At 40.8% G+C, this 20,310-nt stretch carries 16 protein-coding genes; 6 read left to right on the top strand and 10 right to left on the bottom strand.

The genetic code is table 11. From position 1 onward, the window contains the following. Nucleotides 1–81: 81 nt before the first annotated feature. The 4 genes from BM271_RS06750 to BM271_RS06735 all read right to left on the bottom strand — a co-directional run bounded on the left by BM271_RS06750 (nucleotide 82) and on the right by BM271_RS06735 (nucleotide 4,579). The gene (locus BM271_RS06750) at nucleotides 82–1,398 is read right to left on the bottom strand and encodes an APC family permease (protein WP_046791366.1); all 1,317 of its coding nucleotides are present in this window, start codon (nucleotides 1,396–1,398) and stop codon (nucleotides 82–84) included. 141 nt (nucleotides 1,399–1,539) lie between these two features. Then, on the bottom strand, nucleotides 1,540–2,211 hold the full coding sequence (locus BM271_RS06745) for a response regulator transcription factor (RefSeq protein ID WP_046791365.1): 672 nt from the start codon (nucleotides 2,209–2,211) through the stop codon (nucleotides 1,540–1,542). Continuing rightward, nucleotides 2,189–3,592 carry a sensor histidine kinase gene (locus BM271_RS06740; RefSeq protein ID WP_020006658.1) on the bottom strand — a complete coding sequence of 468 codons (1,404 nt, stop codon included), beginning with the start codon at nucleotides 3,590–3,592 and terminating at the stop codon, nucleotides 2,189–2,191. The genes BM271_RS06745 and BM271_RS06740 overlap by 23 nt, the downstream gene beginning before the upstream one ends. A gap of 75 nt (nucleotides 3,593–3,667) precedes the next feature. Then, complete coding sequence (locus tag BM271_RS06735; protein WP_020006657.1) at nucleotides 3,668–4,579, bottom strand: F510_1955 family glycosylhydrolase; 912 nt, start codon at nucleotides 4,577–4,579, stop codon at nucleotides 3,668–3,670. 322 nt (nucleotides 4,580–4,901) lie between these two features. Here BM271_RS06735 and BM271_RS06730 point away from each other — a divergent pair, with 322 nt between their 5' ends. Next, the gene (locus BM271_RS06730; protein ID WP_234960489.1) at nucleotides 4,902–5,693 is read left to right on the top strand and encodes a YdhK family protein; all 792 of its coding nucleotides are present in this window, start codon (nucleotides 4,902–4,904) and stop codon (nucleotides 5,691–5,693) included. A 228-nt stretch (nucleotides 5,694–5,921) separates the two neighbouring features. Here the strand turns inward: BM271_RS06730 and BM271_RS06725 are convergent, their stop codons facing one another. From BM271_RS06725 to BM271_RS06700, 6 genes are all read right to left on the bottom strand, one after another. Then, entirely contained in the window at nucleotides 5,922–8,033 is a 2,112-nt protein-coding gene (locus BM271_RS06725) for a copper-translocating P-type ATPase (RefSeq protein ID WP_020006655.1), read from the bottom strand. 200 nt (nucleotides 8,034–8,233) lie between these two features. After that, nucleotides 8,234–8,740 carry a CueP family metal-binding protein gene (locus BM271_RS06720; RefSeq protein WP_020006654.1) on the bottom strand — a complete coding sequence of 169 codons (507 nt, stop codon included), beginning with the start codon at nucleotides 8,738–8,740 and terminating at the stop codon, nucleotides 8,234–8,236. Between the two features lie 208 nt (nucleotides 8,741–8,948). After that, entirely contained in the window at nucleotides 8,949–9,653 is a 705-nt protein-coding gene (locus BM271_RS06715) for a cytochrome c biogenesis protein CcdA (RefSeq protein ID WP_020006653.1), read from the bottom strand. Between the two features lie 560 nt (nucleotides 9,654–10,213). Then, nucleotides 10,214–10,834: a CadD family cadmium resistance transporter gene (locus tag BM271_RS06710; protein ID WP_046791364.1), complete on the bottom strand. Its 621-nt coding sequence runs from the start codon at nucleotides 10,832–10,834 to the stop codon at nucleotides 10,214–10,216. Beyond that, nucleotides 10,831–13,299: a heavy metal translocating P-type ATPase gene (locus BM271_RS06705; protein ID WP_046791363.1), complete on the bottom strand. Its 2,469-nt coding sequence runs from the start codon at nucleotides 13,297–13,299 to the stop codon at nucleotides 10,831–10,833. The genes BM271_RS06710 and BM271_RS06705 overlap by 4 nt, the downstream gene beginning before the upstream one ends. Continuing rightward, nucleotides 13,292–13,660, bottom strand: a complete 369-nt coding sequence (locus tag BM271_RS06700; protein ID WP_046791362.1) for an ArsR/SmtB family transcription factor — start codon at nucleotides 13,658–13,660, stop codon at nucleotides 13,292–13,294. The genes BM271_RS06705 and BM271_RS06700 overlap by 8 nt, the downstream gene beginning before the upstream one ends. 704 nt (nucleotides 13,661–14,364) lie before the next feature. On the opposite strand from BM271_RS06700, the gene BM271_RS06695 reads away from it, so the two are divergent. The 5 genes from BM271_RS06695 to BM271_RS06675 all read left to right on the top strand — a co-directional run bounded on the left by BM271_RS06695 (nucleotide 14,365) and on the right by BM271_RS06675 (nucleotide 19,928). Further along, on the top strand, nucleotides 14,365–14,640 hold the full coding sequence (locus tag BM271_RS06695; RefSeq protein ID WP_046791361.1) for a hypothetical protein: 276 nt from the start codon (nucleotides 14,365–14,367) through the stop codon (nucleotides 14,638–14,640). Nucleotides 14,641–14,930: 290 nt separating this feature from the next. Next, on the top strand, nucleotides 14,931–15,617 hold the full coding sequence (locus BM271_RS06690; protein WP_046791360.1) for a phosphoribosylaminoimidazolesuccinocarboxamide synthase: 687 nt from the start codon (nucleotides 14,931–14,933) through the stop codon (nucleotides 15,615–15,617). A gap of 53 nt (nucleotides 15,618–15,670) precedes the next feature. Continuing rightward, complete coding sequence (locus BM271_RS06685; RefSeq protein ID WP_046791359.1) at nucleotides 15,671–16,519, top strand: sialate O-acetylesterase; 849 nt, start codon at nucleotides 15,671–15,673, stop codon at nucleotides 16,517–16,519. A gap of 164 nt (nucleotides 16,520–16,683) precedes the next feature. Further along, the gene (locus tag BM271_RS06680) at nucleotides 16,684–17,613 is read left to right on the top strand and encodes a hypothetical protein (protein ID WP_046791358.1); all 930 of its coding nucleotides are present in this window, start codon (nucleotides 16,684–16,686) and stop codon (nucleotides 17,611–17,613) included. A 176-nt stretch (nucleotides 17,614–17,789) separates the two neighbouring features. Further along, a complete protein-coding gene (locus BM271_RS06675) occupies nucleotides 17,790–19,928 on the top strand; it encodes a DEAD/DEAH box helicase (protein ID WP_052749923.1) in 2,139 nt (712 codons plus the stop codon). The last annotated feature ends 382 nt before the right edge of the window (nucleotides 19,929–20,310 follow it).

Here is a 20,310-nt window from a genome sequence, read left to right as displayed (position 1 = left end):
CTGAAAAAGCATCACCCCCTTTTGTAACTGTGATACTCTTCCCTTTTAGAAGAACACGCATGGCTCGAGATTAAAAATGCTTTAATGCGCATGCCCTTCTTCCCCATCATTACGGTGTTTAAGAAATACATACTCCCCTATGAAGATGATGATAATGAAAATGATGGAGACGACAACAATCAGCCAGTCATTCATCAGTTTGACCCACATAAAAGCTGCCAGTACAATTCCATCAAGTATGAATGCGGTCATGACAATGACTGGATTTGCATCCACCTTATCCCTCAGATGTTTAAATACACCCCAATGCACAATCATATCCATCACAAGATACAATATGGCCCCGACTGAGGCGATACGACTGAGGTCGAAAATGACGGCCAGTACCATCGCAAGTACAATTGTGTATACCAGCGTATGCTTTTGAATCCGTCCTGGCATGCCAAAGTGCTTATGTGGAATCAGCTTCATATCTGTCAGCATGGCAAGCATGCGTGACACCGCAAAGACACTGGCAATAATACCGGATACTGTTGCGATGATCGCAATGCCGACGGTAAACCATACAGCGTAGTTTCCAAATGCTGGCCTTGCGGCTTCTGCAAGCGAGTAGTCTCTGGCTGCAATGATTTCGTTTAACGGCAGATTGCTGGATACCGCCCATGCAACCAGCAGATACACAAAAAGACTGATGGAAATGGATGCGACAATCGCCCGGCCGATATTCTTATGGGGTTTAACGATTTCAGAGCCACTGTTAGTGATCGTCGTAAACCCTTTGAACGATAGGATGGTGAGTGCCACAGCTGCAATCATGCTGGTAATAGTTGCGTCTTCCGTACTTCCACTGCCCTCTGCGGGTGTAATGGAAAAACCGGCGACCCATAACCCGCCCATCGCAAAGACGACAAGTCCAATTATTTTAAGCAGGGACACAATCGAAGTAAACGTCTGAATGAAACTGTTGCCAGAAATATTAACCAGGAATGCAAAGAGCAAAAGACCAACAGCGAGCACAGGCACCAGGTAGCTGGTTGCATCCATATTGAAAATCTGCAACGTATAGGTACCGAAAGTACGAGCCACGAGACTCTGGTTGATGACCATGGATACGGCCATCAGCATCGCTGCAGAAGCAGTGACGGTACCCTGACCATACGCTTTTGCCAAAAACATGCCGATACCCCCTGCTGAAGGATATTCATTGCTCATCTTGACATAGGAATACGCACTGAATCCAGTTACAATCCCTCCGACGACAAACATGATCGGGAACCACATGCCGGCAAGTGCGGCAACCTGACCCAGCAATGCAAATATTCCGGCACTGATCATAACCCCTGTCCCAAGACCGATCGCACCAGTCAGAGATAAGCTGTCTTTTTTATATTCGCTCATTAGCATCACCTCAGAAATAATAGTCTCTAAAACATATGCCCATGGTTTGTGCAGTTAGTGTGCAGTTTTTAAAATATTTCAAATTAATTTTAGCAATGTGCTCAAAATCTACATTTTTAAGCAATCGATAATATGAGAAAGCTACTTTCTAATCCACTTGTAGCCCACGCCCCATACTGTGTGAAAATAATCATCGATGGGAAAACCCACTTCCCTGATTTTTTCCCGCATGTTTCTAACATGTGAATCCACAGTCCGGCCTTCAGTTTCTGAATACATCCCCCACACCAGGTCGATCAGTTGATTTCTGGAATATACCCGCCCCGGGTTCTGCATAAGCAACCCAATCAACGAGAATTCTTTGGGGGTCAACTTGATATACTGATTCTTATAGGACAGTTCGAATCGATCCCTATCCCATAGCAGTCCATCCATCTCAACATGGTTGCCAGGTTTCGCTCTCCTTAATAATGCATTCATCCGTGCAACGAGTTCTTCTTCATTGAAGGGTTTTGTTATATAGTCATCTGCCCCCAATTTGAGGCCTTTGACGATATCTACCTTCTGCTCCCGTGCAGTCACCATGATGATGGGTACATCCGAATGCTGACGGATTTCTCTGCATACGCTCCACCCATCCATGTCAGGCATCATGATATCGAGCAGTACAATATCGAATCTTTCTTCTTCGATGTATTGGAGCCCTTCTTTCGGCCCCAGCGCTTTTCTACAGTCGTAATGGTAGGGTTTCAAATACAAAGCCAGCAATTCCAGCATTCTCTCTTCATCATCAATCAATAATACCTTTTTCATACGTATCCTCCTTCGGCAAAGATATGTTGAAAGCCGTTCCCTCGCCTGGTTCACTTTCAACTTCCATCCTGCCGGTGTGAAGTTCCACAATTTCTTTGGCGATTGTCAACCCAAGACCAGAGCCCCCCTTGGAACGGGACCTGGATTTTTCTGCACGATAGAGCCGCTCAAATATATACGGCATATCTTCTTCGGCAATGCCTTCCCCTGTATCCGAAATAATCGTTAAGACCTCATTTTTATTCTGAACCACTTCCAATCTGACATGATTTCCACGGGGTGTATATTTAATGGCATTATCGAGTATGTTCAACAACACTTGTTGGATTCTTTCCGGGTCAATGGTAATGATCACATTATTTGGACAGGAATATGAAAATTCTATATTTCGTTCTTCAATTGCCGGATAAATCCGTTCCACGATCTTTTGGATCAGTGCATCAAATTCCACTTTTTCTTTTTTTATGGCAAATTCATTCTGATCTATTTTGGCCAACTCGAACAATGTTTTTATCAGTCCGGCCAGGTGCTCTGTCTCCTCCTGGATGATCTGTGTATATCTGATTCGATCTTCCTCGGATGTGGTGTCCCGATTGATGATATCTGTGTATCCTTTTAAATAGGTCAGTGGCGTACGGAGTTCATGGGAGACATTCGCCAGGAATTCATTCCTCTCGTTTTTCAAACGCTTAAGATCTTTTGATAAGTGTGTGATAGCAGTCGCCAACTCTCCGAGTTCGTCTTTTCGACTGGTGGATAATTCCACTTCATGGTTGCCTCTATTCAACTCTTCTGTGGCTTTTTTCATTCTGACCAATGGTTGTGTAATGACCTTTGAAAGCACAATCACCGTAATGATGGTTAAAATGACAGTTATTACTCCGATAATTAAGAATTGCCGACTGAGATTGCTGATGATTTCTTTGATATGATCGCTGTCGGCAAACATGAATACATGCCCACTATGTGTACCATCCATGATAATCGGGCTATCTGTCGCCACATATTTTTCATCTGCCCAATCCGACTCCAGTATGACGCCCTCATCCGGCACTTGGTCATCATCTGTATGCCCGATCACCGCTGTCATTTCCGGTTCCATCGGGTTGGAGCTGGTAACCACTTCTCCATTCCGGTCTGTAATGACGACAATAAAATCAGATTCGGATTCCATGATGGCGACATGCTCCAAGGTTGATGAGGTGTAGTTTTCTTCCAACACATCCCGATGGGTATTCCCACGGGCCAGCAAATCCCCCATCACGTCATCGACACGATCATTGACCAGGTTTGTATATAATATGGAGAATAATATGATTTCAACAGTGATAATTACTACAAAAAATAACAACCCTATCTTCAAAGATAATTGATTTAGCATCACAGCCTCCTCTCTTCGACAATAATACTTTGAGTGCCTAACAACAGAGTAAAAAGATGACCTCAAAACTTATGCTTATCTGGTTTGACTCTCATTTAGAACTTTCTCCCATGCAATTGACCCGGCGTCAGAGACATATACATCGCCGTTTACGGTATAGATGGCCAGTTCTTTTTCATTCTGTCGGTTTCGAGCAATATATGCAATTCCATCATTCTTCAATTCCGGTGTATCAATGATGGCTTCTTCGTCATTTTTAACATTTCTTCTGTGAAGTTCAACATTTTCGTTATTTATCGCATAATATAAATCGTCCCCATAAAAATATACGGTCATTCCTGCCTCCCTTGGATCTGTTAATGCTTTAAACTGATTTCCACCATCCTCTGACAGATAGATGCCGGTAGAAGTCGCTGCTGCAACAAAGTTGGAATCTGACGGATGGATTGCCAATGATAATACGCCCCCTTGAAGGCCCTCCGCATCTGCTTGTTCCCAACTTTCTCCATCATCAGTACTTTTATAAAAACCTCGGCCCAGCGCTGAATTTGGTTCAGGATTCAACAGAAAAATATCATGGCTGTCGTATCCTACCGCCATGGCATGGTAATCCGTTTCTCCCTCGAATTGGATATGTTCAAGTGTCCTGCCACCATCAAAACTACGTTGAATACCAAAAGGGTTGGGAATATCGGAATCTCCACCTGGATGCCCGGAAGTATAGAATCCTTCATCTACAGCATTGAATCCCATATAATCATTGTAGTTCCTGGTGGTTTCATGCCATCCCCCGTCACGGAATATTTTCAAACCGCCATGGGTCGCCAGATATAATCCATCATCCCCACCAGCATACCCCATTCCGTGCACATGTTCTATTTTGCCGTTAAAGGCTTCTTCGAATTCACCTGTTCCGTCGCTACTGCATCCCGCTAGAAATATCGCTGATACTATCATTGCATTAATCATTAACTTTCTTGATACCATAGTCGTTTCCTCCTGCCTCTATTCACTAATTAACTTGGAAGCTCTCAACCATTTTATTATTTAAATATCGATTTTTAGTGCAGATTCTAATAAGGATATGACATGTTGTATCTAAGTTATGAAACTCTACATTGAAAACCTAAACATATATTTATAAACATTACTCTCTAATATTTGCTAATTACATCCACTTTTCATTGAATCTGCACTTAAACTGCACATTCTAAGGGTATGGTTTTAGTATCTCAAAAAATTGGAGGCTAGGTAGATGAGACAATTTCAAAGAATTTCTTTATCAGGTGCAATGATTTTCGCATTAGCGTTGGGGCTTAGTCCAGGAGCAGCAAATGCAGGTAGTACAGATACTGCCGCCCATGAAGATGGAAGTTATTACTACTACGAAGTCGATGCGCATGGAAACAAGACGCAGTACATTGATGGTTTGACTGAAAAAGAATTGGAAGATGAATTGGGTTACCCTTATAACGGAGCTCGTAGCCACTACTACTATGAAGTCAATGAAGATGGGGACAAGACGAAATACATCAATGGTCTGACAAAGGAAGAGCTGAAAGAAAGACTGCACCATTATAATATGCAGTCCGAATCCCATTCTGAGGACCACATGAATATGCAGTCCGAGCCACATTCCGGTGGACATATGAACCATTCCGCTGGGGAAATGTCGAGTTCTGGTGAAGTGCCTGAAGATTTGAAAGAAGCAGAAAATCCTACATACGAAGTAGGGAGCCAAGCAATTATTGAAGCCGATCACATGCAAGGCATGGAGGGCGCTGAAGCAACCATCTCCGGAGCCTTTGATACAACGGTTTATTCCGTATCGTATACACCAACAAATGGTGGAGAACCAGTAGAAGATCATAAATGGGTCATCCACGAAGAATTGGAAAATCCGGGTGAAGCCCCATTAGAACCAGGGGATGAGGTAGTAATGAATGCCACGCATATGGAAGGTATGGAAGGTGCCACTGCTACGATTGATTCAGCTGAACAGACAACAGTTTACATGGTAGACTTTGTCACAACAGATACTGGAGAAGAAGTACAAAATCATAAATGGGTAATTGAAAGCGAATTGGCGCCTGTTGAATAACTCTAAATATTTTCAACGATGAATAAAGAGTCTATCCAAAACGGATAGACTCTTTACTATTGGCCATATGTTATTAATCCAATATACCAAAATGTTAAAAACAAGTGAGAAAATTTATAAAATTAAGAAGGAAGTCGAAATTGCAATCGCCTTCCTTCCATAATATATTGCATAATTTTTACTTCTTATAAAAAATATTATCTCTATAATACTTCAAATAAGTTTACTTTAATCCATTTCGAATCGATGTAGCAATTGCGCATTGATTGCTACGATGATGGTGCTTAAGCTCATCAGTATTGCACCGACAGCCGGGCTGAGTACAATTCCCCAAGGAGCCAGAACGCCTGCAGCCAATGGGATGGCAAAAATGTTGTAGCCGGTTGCCCATATCAAGTTCTGAACCAGTTTATTAAAGGTCCGTTTGGAAAGGCTGAATATGGCCAGTATATCTTTCGGATTGCTGTCCACAAGAACGATATCTGCACTATCCATAGCGATATCTGTCCCTGCCCCTACCGCAATTCCAACATCTGCTTTCGTCAAGGCCGGCGCATCATTAATACCGTCCCCTGTCATTGCAACAACTAAACCACGCTTTTGAATCTCTGTCACTTTCTCTGCTTTCTGATCCGGCAAAACTTCTGCATATACTTCATCAATACCAATTTGTTCTGCAACGTAGTTCGCCACCTTCCGGTTGTCTCCAGTGAGCATGATGGCCTTAATATTTCGCTTATGCAATTGTTCAACCGTCTGTTTGGAGCTTTCTTTGATTTTATCTGCCAATGCGATGGCGCCTGCCAGCTCTTCATCAATGATTAGGAACACAACCGTCTTTCCCTGTTCGGACCATTTGTTGAATTTCCGATCATCAAAGGTGATATCTTGTTTACTGATATATCCAGGACTCACAACTTTGATATTCTTCTTATCGATTGTCCCTTCAATTCCCACACCAGTAATGGAATTGAAATGAGTCATTTCATGCAGTTTCAGTTTTCTTTCCATTGCTTCATTGAGTATTCCCGTAGCAATGGGGTGCTCAGAGTCATTCTCCACTGTCGCTGCATAGCTTAGTATCTTATTTTCATCCATATCACTGAAAGTTTGCACGTCTGTTACTCCAAATTTACCTTCAGTCAACGTACCAGTCTTATCGAAAATTACTGCGTCAATATTACGTGCCCGTTCGAACTGAGGACGTTTGCGGATCAACAGACCATGCTTTGCAGATAAAGCAGTAGAAACAGAGATGACCAGGGGCGCTGCGAGACCTAAAGCATGCGGGCAGGTGATAACCATGACGGTCACTGTTCTTTGTATGGCCGTATCTACAGTGGCTCCGATACTTATCCAAACAATAAAGGTGATAATACCAGCAGCCAAAGCGATATAAAACAGCCATTTGGCCGCCTGATTCGTGATGTCCTGCGTTTTGGATTTTGTCTTCTGGGATTCTTTGACCATTTCGATGACCTGGTTCAAGTAGGACTCATCCATCAGTTTTTCTACTTCTATTGTAAGTGAGCCTTCCCTATTGATCGATCCACCGATGACCTCGTCATTAACAGATTTGGTTACGGGAACGGACTCACCTGTCAGCATGGATTCATCGATTTGGGATTTTCCTTTAACGATCTTTCCATCCAATGGCATCTTTTCTCCCGGTTTGACCAAGAGCAGATCCCCTGCTTTGATAGCATCAACCTGCACTTCTTCCGTCTCACCATTCTCAGCAATACGATTTGCTGTGTTCGGCATCAAGGATGCAAGTGACTCCAGAGCTTTGGATGCATTATTGATCGATCGCATTTCAATCCAGTGGCCTAGAAGCATGATCAGTACCAGGGTTGCCAGTTCCCAGAAAAGCTGCTCCCCATTAAATCCAAATACAACAGCCAGACTGTAGAAGAATGCGATGGAGATGGCCATGGCAATCAGTGTCATCATCCCGGGTTCTCTGTTTTTCAGTTCATCAAAAGCACCCTTGAGGAAAGGCCAACCGCCATAGAAATAAACGAATATGGACAGGGCAGCTAGAATATAGATATCCCCTGTAAAGCTCCAGTCGACGCCCATGAAATCCTGAATCATTGGAGACAGGAGAAGGATCGGAATGGTGAATATTAAAACAACAAAAAACTTATTCCGGAATTCCGTCACCATATGTCCGTGATGGTCATGTGCACCGTGCCCATGATTATCGTGCTCATGTTCATCATGAGACTCATCGTGATTTTTATGATCATGATGGTCGTGATGGGTATGCTCTTCCTGACTATGATGATTGTGATTTTCCTCCTGGTCAGAATGTGGCTCTTTTTTGCGATGATTCATTCTATCACTCCCTAACTTTTATCTCGCTTTCATTATACCCTGTGGGGGTATAATGAAGCAAGTAGACGATTCCAAATATTGAATTTTATACGAGGATATATTCAACATAGCATACGACTCATCGAGTAATTCATATTGAATTTAAATATAAAAAATCTCTGAACACCTTGAAGATGTTCAGAGATTCAGACCGGGAATAACTACTTCAATTGCAAGTCGGTCAAACAAGTACTATCCCCTTCGAAAGTGGAAAAAGCGTACTCAGCATGTTTGTTTTGATAACTAATTTCTATGGTATATTGTTTATCTCTGGGTAACCAGAAATCCATAAAACCATTTTCAAGTGTTGTTACTGTTTCATCAAAATGGACCTTACCTTGTTCATCTGTAATCTTTACATCCATCTCTTCATTTACCAGCTCACCCTGGCACCCAGTCAGACTATGGAATTCACATGGATGCGTATATGTAAGATAAGGTGCTACCGATATAAAAAACTCATCTTCGGGAAGATTATAGATATCTTCCTCTCCACCATCTTGAACAATAAGGTCCTTATCATTTATTGATGCCGATTCTACGATATTACTGGCACTCAGCTGTGATACGAATTCTTTAACATTTGTTTCATTCGAGGCTGGATCATTGGCACATCCTGCCAGAATAATCGTTAAACCCAGTAAAGCTGGCATTAAATATTTTTTCATTTGACTACCTCCCACCGTTTAATTATATCAAGCTTATTCAAGTACATTTTTCAAGATTATAGCAACTATATGAATTATGGATAAAGATGCAACAAGAACAATAGATATTTTACTTCTTATCTTCTTTGAGTGATTTAGACCAAATTAAAACTTATCTATTGAAAATATAATCTCCATTAAGACGAATTTTTCACTTTCATATTTGCAACTAGAATCCTTGAAAATCGCCAAAGAATGGCTGAAGCCAAATAATGATTTGAGTCAATCCATCAAAGTAAAGAAGGACACCCATCAATATCATAACGACGCCACCGACCTTCATAATTACGTTTGAGTATTTCAACATCCAACGGGTACGTGAGACAAAAAAACTCAAAATGAAGAATGGGACTGCAAATCCAAGACAGTAAACAATCATTAAAATTAAAGCATTATTTGGTGCCGTTGCACTCATTGCAAAAATAGCGCCAATAATTGGACCATTACACGGTGTCCATCCGGCACCGAATGCCGTACCTATAAAAATTGAACCTAAAAATCCAGAGGGCCTGTTTTTAAAATGTATTTTTCTGTTTTTCATCAGAAAATTAAAGTTTAAGACACCTGTAATAATCAGCCCGAATATAATGATTAAAATAGAACCGAGCTGTCTAATCAAATTCGCGTGCTCAATCAGTAGCCCACCTAAAAAAACCGTACCGAAACCTAGTGCGATATACACTAAGCTGAAGCCAATGAGGAAAAAAAGTGTATGTAATATCGCTCTTACATTAAATTTTTGATTTTCCACTTCATTATAGCTCATACCTGTTATATATGAGACAAAAGCAGGAAAGACCGGAAGCACACAGGGTGAGACAAAACTTAAGACCCCGGCTCCGAATGCAAGGAGAAATGTTACCTCACTGCCCATGCAAACACCTCCATTTATAATCCATCTTAACAGATAAGATAAGGATAGTTTCACACTGTTAGCTAATGTTTAGGAACTTTCTATGACATTTGAATCAACTACCCAAGATCTCGTGTTCTCGATGTCTTTCTAACTCGTTCTTCACTTAAAAAAGGTATTATTATAATTCAGAGTGTTGAAGTAACTTTATATAATCACATTTGTATTTTTACCGTAGATCCTAAATAGACAACACTAGAGTGTCTCTTTCACCGATGAATTGCATATATTTTAAATACTATTTTGCACATACTACTTTAGAACCCAGCTTGTCTTCTTACGAAGACAAGCTGGGTTCTTTAATTATAATGCAAATTATCGTCTGAATTAGTGCAGAATAATTACGAAAGTGACAGAAGGGGTAACCGGATGTGAATCGGTGATTAAAATTTAGCAGACCTTTGTCTTAAATCTGGGTGTGACTTTTGACTTTATTTTGCACTTATTTAAGTGATATTTTGCACTAAAATTAAGCCGATATCTCACATTAAAAGAGAGATATCGGCTTATAAAATTTTCTATTAAAATAGGAATGAGAACAGAGCGTTGAATGTGCCATTTTCAAATAGGATATAAATTCCTAATCCTATAAAGACGATTGGAACGATCCAACGTTCATATTTTTCGATTTTATCTGAAACAAAATTCAAGGAAGCCAATCGATAGCTGATTAGACATAGAACACCAACCATGATCATGAAAACAATGACGGCAATAATGATTTCCATCATATTTAAAGTCGTAAAGTACGGTATATAGATAGCGAAATCATCCGCACTGGAAGCCAGTACAATGAAAGTGACCGTTATGAATAATTGATTGAATCTGCCTGAAGAGAAAAGGGAGAGAATGTTGCCTTCATCTTCGTCTTCTTCACCTTGAATCCATATTTTTATACCCAGGTAAAGCGGCAGCAGTCCAAGCAGTCCGATTATCCATTGTTGGGGAACTAGATTAGCAACGCCCAATGACACCAGAAGACTCGCGAGTATAATAATGACTGTCCCAATATATTGTCCAATCCAGATATATTTGATCTGGTTCCTTTTCTTTATTTGCGAAAACAGAAGAATCAATATGACGAGATAGTCGATTCCTGTCGCTACATAGACGGCAGCAGCTGTAAATACCGTTACAATCATTTTTCCAACTCCAATATTTGGACATCAGTACTTTTATTTATCTGGGAAGAACCCAAGCTTAATTCATCTTCCTTCACACGCATAAGCCTCAAGCCATTCAAGGCCACCACTAAAGTGGCACCCATGTCCGAGAGAATCGCAATCCATAGTGTCAGCCATCCTGGGATGACCAACAATAGAGCAATCAGTTTGATTCCAATGGCAAAAGCGATATTCGCTTTGATGATGTTCAATGTTTTACGGCTAAGTTTGATGGTAAAGGGCAGTTTCCTCAGGTCATCGCCCATTAAAGCGACATCTGCTGTTTCAAGAGCGGTATCTGTACCGGCGCCACCCATAGCGATACCAACGGTGGAAGCTGCCAGCGCTGGGGCGTCATTGACCCCATCGCCGACCATGCCTACATGACGATAATCAGTTTTTAGTTGCTTGATTACGTCTAGTTTATCCTGCGGGAGCAATTCAGATTGAATATCTGTGACACCGACATGTGAACCAATCGCACGGGCAGTACTATGATTATCTCCCGTAAGCATGACTGTTTTTTCGATGCCTGCCTGATGCAGATTCTGGATTACCACTTTACTTGATTCGCGGACTTCATCCGCGACTGCAATAATTGCCTGAACTGTATTTTTCGTTCCTGCAACCATAACGGTCTTACCTTGTTCTTGAAGTGTTTTGACATCACTTTTAATTGCATCATTGAAATTAGCTGCCTCCATCTCTTCAAATAATGCCGGACTGCCAACATAATACATTTCATTATTGATTTTACCCCGTATCCCTTTGCCTGTAATGGAAGAAAAGTCTTCGACAAAGATATCAGAATAAGGAAGGTTATAACTGTCTGCCTTCTTTATAATAGCGGATGCCAATGGATGCTGGGAACGATCTTCCAATGCTGTGATGGCTGCCAGCATTTCCTTTTCATCAACTGCATTGTCGATTAAACGATAATCGGTTACAACCGGGACGCCTTTTGTGAGTGTGCCGGTCTTATCAAATGCAATGGCTTTTAATCCACCCATTTCTTCGAGGTAAACCCCCCCTTTTATAAGGATTCCCTTCTTGGCAGCATTTCCGATTGCTGAAACAATCGCTATCGGCGTGGAAATCACCAATGCGCATGGACAACCTACAACGAGGACCGCTAACCCCTGGTATACCCAAGTAGACCAACTGGCACCGAAAAATAACGGCGGTACAATCGCAACCAGCACTGCGACACCCATAATGATGGGTGTATAATATTTTGCGAATTTATCAATGAATGCCTGGGCGGGGGCACGCTCACCCTGTGCTTCTTCCACCAGATGAATGATTTTGGCAATGGTCGTATCTTCAACCAATTTAGTGATTTTAACTTCCAGTAAGCCTTCTTCGTTCAGCGTCCCTGCAAACACTTCATCATCGAGCGATTTTTCAACCGGCACTGATTCACCTGTGATTGCTGCCTGGTTGATTGCAGAGTAGCCATTGACAATTACGCCGTCCATAGCAATTTTCTGTCCAGGCTTAACAATCATGATATCGCCCACAGCAATATCATTGACGTGCACTGTCATTTCCTGTCCGTTGCGTCTGACAAGTGCCTCTTTAGGAGCAATATCCATCAATGAACTGATGGATTGCCTTGCTCGATCCATCGAGAAACGCTCCAACGCTTCGCTGATGGCAAACAAGATGACAACAATGGCGACCTCAGCCCATTCTCCGATGATGACACCGCCAATCACTGCGACTGTCATCAGGGTTCTCATATCGAATTCAAACCGGACTAAATTCTGGAGTCCGGTTTTCAGCATTGAAGTTCCTCCAATGAGCATTGAAGTGACAAATAGTAATGGTGTAAGGATATTGTCATTGCCATTCACAAACATGGAAATAAAACCGAAAGCGATAAATAGTAGCGAATAGAGCAGGGTGCTGTGTTTTTTATAAAATGGAAGGGAGGCTTCCTTCTCTTTTTTGTCCTGTCCACTTTCTTCCCGAGCTCTCTCAGGCACCACTTCGAGATTTTCAAATGCACCGGCTTCTTCTAATTCTTCAATTGTTGCCGATCCATATACAGAAATTTTTGATGCCCCAAAATTGACTTTCGCATCTTGAACTTGGGGTAATTTCTTCACATTCCCTTCAAATGTGCCGGCACAATTTGCACAAGAAAATCCTTGGACACGGTAGACTTTTTTCTCTTTATTAACCTCTGTTTGCGCTTGACGTCTAGGCTTTTCAGGTGACACTTTTAAATTTTCAAATGCACCGGCTTTTTCTAATTCTTCGACTGTTGCTGATCCATATACAGAAATTTTAGATGCACCAAAATTCACCTTTGCATCTTGAACTTCGGGTAATTTTTTCACATTCCCTTCAAATTTCCCTGCACAATTCGCACAAGAAAACCCTTGGATGCGATAGACGTTTTTCTCTTCCTTAGTGAGTTCTGCAATGCTATCAGACATTGGTCATCACTTCTTTTCTATGTGTTAATGCAATCACCATTATCTGTTTGATATGTTGATCTTCCAGTGAATAGAAAGCGAGTTTGCCCTCTTTTCTAAAAGTGACCACCCCTTGCTTATAAAGGGTCCGCAGATGGTGGGATGCATTGGCTACAGTGATACCGAGGATATTTGCGATATCACAGACACATAATTCTTCATCCTGACACAGGGCATAGGTGATTTTTGCTCTGTTTACATCGGCAATGGATTTCAGCATCTCCGAAACACCAAAAATATCAACGGTTTGTAAATCTTCTTGTATTCGATTGACCTTCTCTTCGTCATAACAAAAAATATCACAAGTATCTTTTTTATTCATAATCCACCTCTTCATTCAAATTTTCACTTGAATACAGTATAATCATCTTCAGTTTATTATTCAAGCTAATATTTGAATAAGAATAATGAATACGTATAAATTTTTCTCAACAAAACGGAATTTTTTGAAATAAATAAATGAAAAAATTCTGATATTGTAAATGAACTTTATGTTGTGTTGTTTATGAAAATAGGGTAGATCCTAAATAGACATTAAAGAGATATTGATTACGCTGGTTTCCAAGTGTGTGATTAGGGTGTTTGATAAGATCATGCCAAAGAAGAGGTTTTATGAAGATAGGATTTGTGTGTATGTAATCATTTAATCAAAACTTAGACCAATCAATGGAAGTGTTAGAAAATTTGATACTGAGAAGATTTTTTAGAGAAATAATCCGGTTCCATCGTAAATGAACGACTTGTCTTTAAAGAAGTGAATCAAAAATTGTGCTAAAATTATTACCATCACCCAGTTCAATTCTTTGCTGATAGCAAGGAAGGTGTAGAACCGATACATCAAAAAACCCCCAATCTACTAGCATAGAATGGGGGTTCAATGACACCATGAAACTGATTTTTGTTACTTATATTATATCATTCTGATTAATATATTCAAATGATAAATAAGATATTTATGGTATCGGATAACAACTATAGCAATTCAATATTACATTAATATAAGTAAATTATTTGGTGGTGTGAACATTGGTAAAGAAAAATGAGATTGTAAAATTTAAAATTGTTTTTGAGTTTACAGAGGGCCAGGATGCAAATGTAGTAATATCAGATATTGTCAGCTTTCATGATGGACAAAATATTCATGAAAAAATGGAGAAGGCTGAAAGTGTCGCTAAGGACCTGGGGGAAGGACTTAAAAATAAAATCATTAAAGATGAGTTTATATGTGTGGATACTACTTTTTTTCGTAGTAATTTAATTAAAGCATTTACACTAAATCCAGACTATGACAGTTTAAAATAAATGATTTTCAGGGCAATAAAAGGGCAAATTATCTGGGAAAGGGCAGATAGTATTGGAACTCTTTTTAAGAAAATAGTTGGAAAACATTGATATAAAAGGATTTTTATTAACCCTAGCAGGGTGATAATTGGAGAACATCATTGAGTGGGAATAGTAAAAAATCTTTAATCACGTGGAATCATCCCGAAAGTCGAATCTTAGTTCGTCTTTCGGGATTTTATATTTTTAAAGGTAAGGCACTCGTCACTCTGTTAAAATAAAAATTAACTAACTGAATGAGGTGGATACATATGGAATTGATTTATAAAGGCAAGACCAAAGATGTATATCAGAATGATGACGGACAGATTGTACTATATTTTAAAGATGATATGACTGGTAAAGATGGCGTTTTTGATCCGGGCGAAAACCAGGTTGGACTGCAAGTTGAAGGCTCGGGAAAAGCGGGACTTCAGATGACAAGTTTCTTCTTTGAGAAATTAAATGCTGCGGATATTCCGACTCATTATGTGGATGCGGATATTGAAGCGCGTGAAATGCGGGTTAGAAAAGTATCTGTTTTCGGGGAAGGACTGGAAGTCATCTGCCGGTTTAAAGCTGTGGGCAGCTTCATCCGCCGCTATGGTGATTATATTGAAGAGGGTGCAGCATTACCGGCCTATGTGGAAATGACTTTGAAGGATGACGAGCGACAGGATCCGTTAATTAATGAAGCGGCGCTCGAAGCTTTGAATATTCTTAAACCGGGGGAATATAAACAAATTGCGGAATTAACTGTGAAGATCAGCGAACTGATCAAAGATGAACTGGCACAAAAGAATCTGGATCTATACGATATCAAGTTAGAGTTCGGACGAGACACAGAGACCGGGCAAGTGTTATTGATTGATGAAGTTTCCGGCGGCAACATGCGTGTGTATAAAGATAGCGAATATATTGAGCCTCTAAAGTTGAATGCGTTCCTGTTTAATGAATAAATTGAAACTATAAATTGAATTTAGTAATGAATCCATGAGAAAGAAGTTTTTCTATGAAATCTATATTATTAATAGGTCAGTCGAATATGGCGGGAAGGGGATTCATAGAGGATGTACCGCCGATTTATAATGAGCGCATAAAAATGCTGAGAAACGGCAGGTGGCAGATGATGGCTGAACCGCTGAATTTTGACCGTCATATCTCGGGCATAGGTCCTGCAGCTTCTTTTGCCCAGATCTGGACGAATGAGCATCCGGAAGAGTCCATTGGCCTGATCCCATGCGCGGAAGGCGGAAGTTCCATTGATGAGTGGTCCCCTGATGGTCCTTTAACAAGACATGCGGTTTCTGAAGCTGAATTCGCTATGGAAACGAGTGAAATCATAGGAATACTGTGGCACCAGGGAGAAAGTGACAGTTTCGGAGAACGGTATAAGACATATGAGAATAAGCTGCTCTCTTTATTCCAACATTTGAGAGAAGAATTGAATGCACCTGATATTCCAATCATCATTGGGGAATTGGGACATTATCTTGGAGAGGATGGTTTTGGAAAAAGTGCTGTAGAGTATCAGCAGATCAATAAGGTCTTGTATAAAGTTGCCAGTGAGGAGACTGACTGCTTTTTTGTAACATCTAAAAACTTAACTGCAAACCCGGATGGTATTCATATGGATGCTGTTTCCCAGAGGAAATTCGGATTGCGCTACTATGAAGCATTTTCAAAACGGGAAAATGTTTTGGATGTTCTGGATATGGAACAAACATGGATTGAGAAAGAAGCAAAACGTGCACTGACTAAAAATGAAAGTATATTTGTACAGAGCACTGAATTTGCATTAGGCCGATTGAGTTTTGAAGAGTTTATGGAGAATGTTTCCAAAATCAATGGAAATGAGTAGAGGTACCACACTTTAGTACTTTAACTCATAAAAAATATGTAAAGGAGACTTTCTGTCCTTAAGGATCAGAAGGTCTTTTTAGTATATATTAATTTAAATATTCAGATTTTATAAATAATACTGTATGATTGGTTTAAAGCATATAAAGAGGCAGGGGTGAAAGGATGAGACTCTTATTATTTATAATATTGAGCATCATTGTCCTCGTAGGATGCAATCAGGAACAGCCGCCAGAGGATGAAAATGCAATCCAGGATGAAACATCCGAAGAAAATACTGTGGAAGATGATACAGAAGAGGCAGCTTCTTCGGAGGAAACAGATACACAAATAGAAGATAAGCTAGAGGGTGACGATACCGAAGGGTATGGCAAGCCGGAAAAGAGTGAAGAGCAGCCTCCGGAGGATCTGCTCTCTGATGTGACTTTCAAGGAAGGATTCTGGATAAACTACAAGGGAGAGGATGACGCCCGCAGCCATATGGCACGGACGGACTTTATTCCATATGATCCAAAAAAGGATTATACCGTTACAGCGGCTTCCTATGTTTCATATTATTACGGTGAAGAGTTCATTAAAACCAACAACTATGGACACGGTGGTTCTCTGATTATAGAAAAAGTGCCTGAGGCTGATCGTGTAATGCTCAGTATCGAAAAAAGCAGAAAGGATGAACTTGAGTTTTATAATGCTGCAATGGAAGATGCCGTGGAAGGGGAAGAAGTGAATACCACCCCTGCAGAGCTTGTCGGAAGAGGTAAACTTGTGGAAGAAAATCTCGCCGGCCAGATCATGTTCGGCCAGGAATTCCTTTCGGAAGAAAACCTGATGCGCGGTGAAGTGATTGATGAAAATGGCAACTTTGCAGAGACTGAGAATCATGCTGTCACGGAGGCGCTGGAATATAATCCATCTGCGGACTATGCCATCACCGTGCCCGCTTCCATCAGCTATTACAGTGGCAGTGAATTCATTGAAACGATAGAAATCGAGGATGCACCGGCGTATATCCCGCGCGTGGAGGGGGCGAACTATATCAATATCAGTTTCGATGAAGAATTCATATACGAGTTGAATGTCATCGAAATGGAATAGGCTCAGAAGCAGATAATCAAGCTTCAAGTCATTTTGGTTGGAAGTTTGTTAAGGTAATATATAGATATTCAGAAAAAACTATGTATAAAGATGATCGAAAAGTAGTCATTTCTGATTTAAAATATGAGATAAATACTAAATAAGTATCCGAATAAATCAAACTTCGCGAGGGTGCTATGATCAATAACAAAAAAGATGTCATAAAAATTGAAAAGGAACTTGATTCGAAAATTACAGAAATCAGGAAGTATGGTGAGGATTATTTTAATCCGAAAATCAATGAGTTATGGCAGCATGTCAAAACTCATATTGCCCAGGGTAGGCTGAAAGAAATGCACATCGATACGATTTCTACGATTGAGAAAGGCATGCCTATAAACAATCTGGTCAATGCGGGTTTCAAGTCCATATATGATGTGGCGGACTGCACGCCGGAACAATTCCTGCAAATTCGCGGTGTAGGGGAGAAGTCCGCCTATCCTCTGCATGATGCAGTATCAAGAATTAAGCAATCTGTTCACGCCCGGGTGCAGGGAAGGATCGATCCTGACAATCTGTCGGAACTGGATTACGACGTATTGAGAACAATTTATTCAAAGCAGCAGATTCTAATCGACAGAGAACACTTACTGGAAGAAATCGATCAGCTTGGCAAGGAGTTCAAAGACCGGTTTGATGTAATAAAGACCCAGAAGAATTTCTTTATGAGCTTGTTCCAGTCGAAAGAAGCCAAAGGAAAGATTTCCCGGGAAATCGATGCTTTGAATGAGAGTGACTTGTTATCCAGTATGGATACAATCAGAAAGAATTACGATAAAATTATCAATTTCGGAGTGAGCAATGAATTTCTCAGGGATGACTTTATATCCAACAACATCAAATACTACACTGAAATCGAGAATGGGACCGGATATACACAGAAAAAGTCGGCGGCTGATATCCCTTCTGAAATTGTGGAAGCGGTGAACGGATTTCCGCTTGAGACTACAGGTCTGAAGGGGCTTACGTTGCGTCATTACCAGGAGTTCGGTGCGAAATACATCCTTCATAATAAAAGGATATTGCTTGGAGATGAAATGGGGCTCGGCAAGACGATCCAGGCGCTGGCGGCAATCAATCATTTAAGGAATGCCGGAAAATCTTACTCGATTGTCGTCTGTCCACTCAGTGTTGTGGCCAACTGGAAGCGGGAAGTGAATAAGTTTTCGGATATCAACACGTATGTATACCACGGAAAAAACAGGGATAAAGCATTTGATGACTGGCTGGAAAATGAAGGGGTGCTCATCACCACTTTCAGCCATACGCGCAACATGGATAAAGATAAAATTGAAAAGTTGGATATACTGATCGTAGATGAAGCACATTTTGTCAAAAATCCTGGAGCGAAGCGGTCTAAAAGTGTCTATGAGTTATCCGAACAGGCGGAATACGCCGTATATATGAGCGGCACTCCACTCGAAAACCGCCTGGAGGAGATGAAACAACTTCTAAGTGTGTTACAACCCCGTGTAGCTCTGAAATTATCAAATGAGCTGCATCTGCTCGAACCGCAAAAATTCAAAAGGGAAATCGCACCGGTTTACCTGCGACGCAACCGTGCAGATGTACTGGGTGAACTGCCTGAATTGGAAGTAATCGAACAGTGGTCTGATTTCAGTGAAACTGAGCAGGGGATATATGAAAATGCGGTCGCTTCAAGCCAAATGATGAAGATGCGGCGTGCGGCATGGGCAGGCGGGACGCCTGCAGATTCTCCCAAACTTGAAGCTCTTGTGGATATTTGCGAAGAGGCAAAAGAAAATGGTCATAAAGTGCTGGTATTCTCATTTTTCAGAGACGTGATCACTGTTGTTCAGAACCATTTAACAGGGCCGTCATTTCCTGCAATTACAGGAGATATACCCAATGCCGAAAGACAGCAGATTATCGATGACTTCACAGCAGCGGAACCGGGAGCAGTATTGGTATCGCAGATTACCGCAGGCGGCGTGGGGCTGAATATACAGGCTGCCAATATCATCATTTTATGTGAACCCCAATGGAAGCCATCTATTGAAGAACAGGCAATCAGCAGGGCATACCGCATGGGACAGTCGCGGAATGTCGTGGTGTACAGATTATTGACTGAAGACAGTATAGATGTGAGTATGATGGAGCTTCTTGATGAAAAGTCACAGTTGTTTAATCTTTATGCCAGGGATTCCGAAGTTGCAGATATTGTTCAGGACAGGCGTGAAGAATCGGATGCTTCACTTCAGCAGCAGGTGCTGGAACTTGAAAAAAGACGTCTTGCTGAAAAGCAGGCGGTATAATGAAATTTAAAAGCTGCATGAGATGTGATATGCAGCTTTTAAAATGATTTTGAACCTGCATTTTTAATATTTATCTGCAGGTATATAGGAGTGCGTTTACCACATAAGGAGGCTGTACTAAGTCGAAAGTTGTAAATTTTCCTGGAAAATCAATGGTAAGCGTATTCATTTCCTTACAGCTGTTCTCTTGCTATTGGTTACGTGTTACGATGGTGAATGTTGTAAGTGCTTAGATTTCTTATATAACTAAATCATATTTGGGCTGTAGATTGAAATTTCATTTTATGAATGTTATTTAATTTAAGGTTCTTTTTTTATTTGTGATTTACTCTGCACCATCTTAAATTAATGGAGCAACATTAAAAATGGACTGTCTGTTTCT

The sequence above is a fragment of the Salinicoccus halodurans genome (assembly GCF_900114445.1).
GTDB classification, from domain to species: domain Bacteria; phylum Bacillota; class Bacilli; order Staphylococcales; family Salinicoccaceae; genus Salinicoccus; species Salinicoccus halodurans.
Note: the sequence above shows the minus strand (reverse complement) of the source record. Positions and strands in the feature narration are given on the sequence as shown.

What these genes read in the sequence shown, in the direction of transcription:
- BM271_RS06675 (WP_052749923.1), top strand. Translation starts at nt 17,790, where the DNA reads ATGATCAATAACAAAAAAGATGTCATAAAAATTGAAAAGGAACTTGAT.
- BM271_RS06735 (WP_020006657.1), bottom strand. Translation starts at nt 4,579, where the DNA reads ATGGTATCAAGAAAGTTAATGATTAATGCAATGATAGTATCAGCGATA.
- BM271_RS06690 (WP_046791360.1), top strand. Translation starts at nt 14,931, where the DNA reads ATGGAATTGATTTATAAAGGCAAGACCAAAGATGTATATCAGAATGAT.
- BM271_RS06720 (WP_020006654.1), bottom strand. Translation starts at nt 8,740, where the DNA reads ATGAAAAAATATTTAATGCCAGCTTTACTGGGTTTAACGATTATTCTG.
- BM271_RS06715 (WP_020006653.1), bottom strand. Translation starts at nt 9,653, where the DNA reads ATGGGCAGTGAGGTAACATTTCTCCTTGCATTCGGAGCCGGGGTCTTA.
- BM271_RS06740 (WP_020006658.1), bottom strand. Translation starts at nt 3,592, where the DNA reads ATGCTAAATCAATTATCTTTGAAGATAGGGTTGTTATTTTTTGTAGTA.
- BM271_RS06725 (WP_020006655.1), bottom strand. Translation starts at nt 8,033, where the DNA reads ATGAATCATCGCAAAAAAGAGCCACATTCTGACCAGGAGGAAAATCAC.
- BM271_RS06750 (WP_046791366.1), bottom strand. Translation starts at nt 1,398, where the DNA reads ATGAGCGAATATAAAAAAGACAGCTTATCTCTGACTGGTGCGATCGGT.
- BM271_RS06745 (WP_046791365.1), bottom strand. Translation starts at nt 2,211, where the DNA reads ATGAAAAAGGTATTATTGATTGATGATGAAGAGAGAATGCTGGAATTG.
- BM271_RS06680 (WP_046791358.1), top strand. Translation starts at nt 16,684, where the DNA reads ATGAGACTCTTATTATTTATAATATTGAGCATCATTGTCCTCGTAGGA.
- BM271_RS06710 (WP_046791364.1), bottom strand. Translation starts at nt 10,834, where the DNA reads ATGATTGTAACGGTATTTACAGCTGCTGCCGTCTATGTAGCGACAGGA.
- BM271_RS06705 (WP_046791363.1), bottom strand. Translation starts at nt 13,299, where the DNA reads ATGTCTGATAGCATTGCAGAACTCACTAAGGAAGAGAAAAACGTCTAT.
- BM271_RS06700 (WP_046791362.1), bottom strand. Translation starts at nt 13,660, where the DNA reads ATGAATAAAAAAGATACTTGTGATATTTTTTGTTATGACGAAGAGAAG.
- BM271_RS06685 (WP_046791359.1), top strand. Translation starts at nt 15,671, where the DNA reads ATGAAATCTATATTATTAATAGGTCAGTCGAATATGGCGGGAAGGGGA.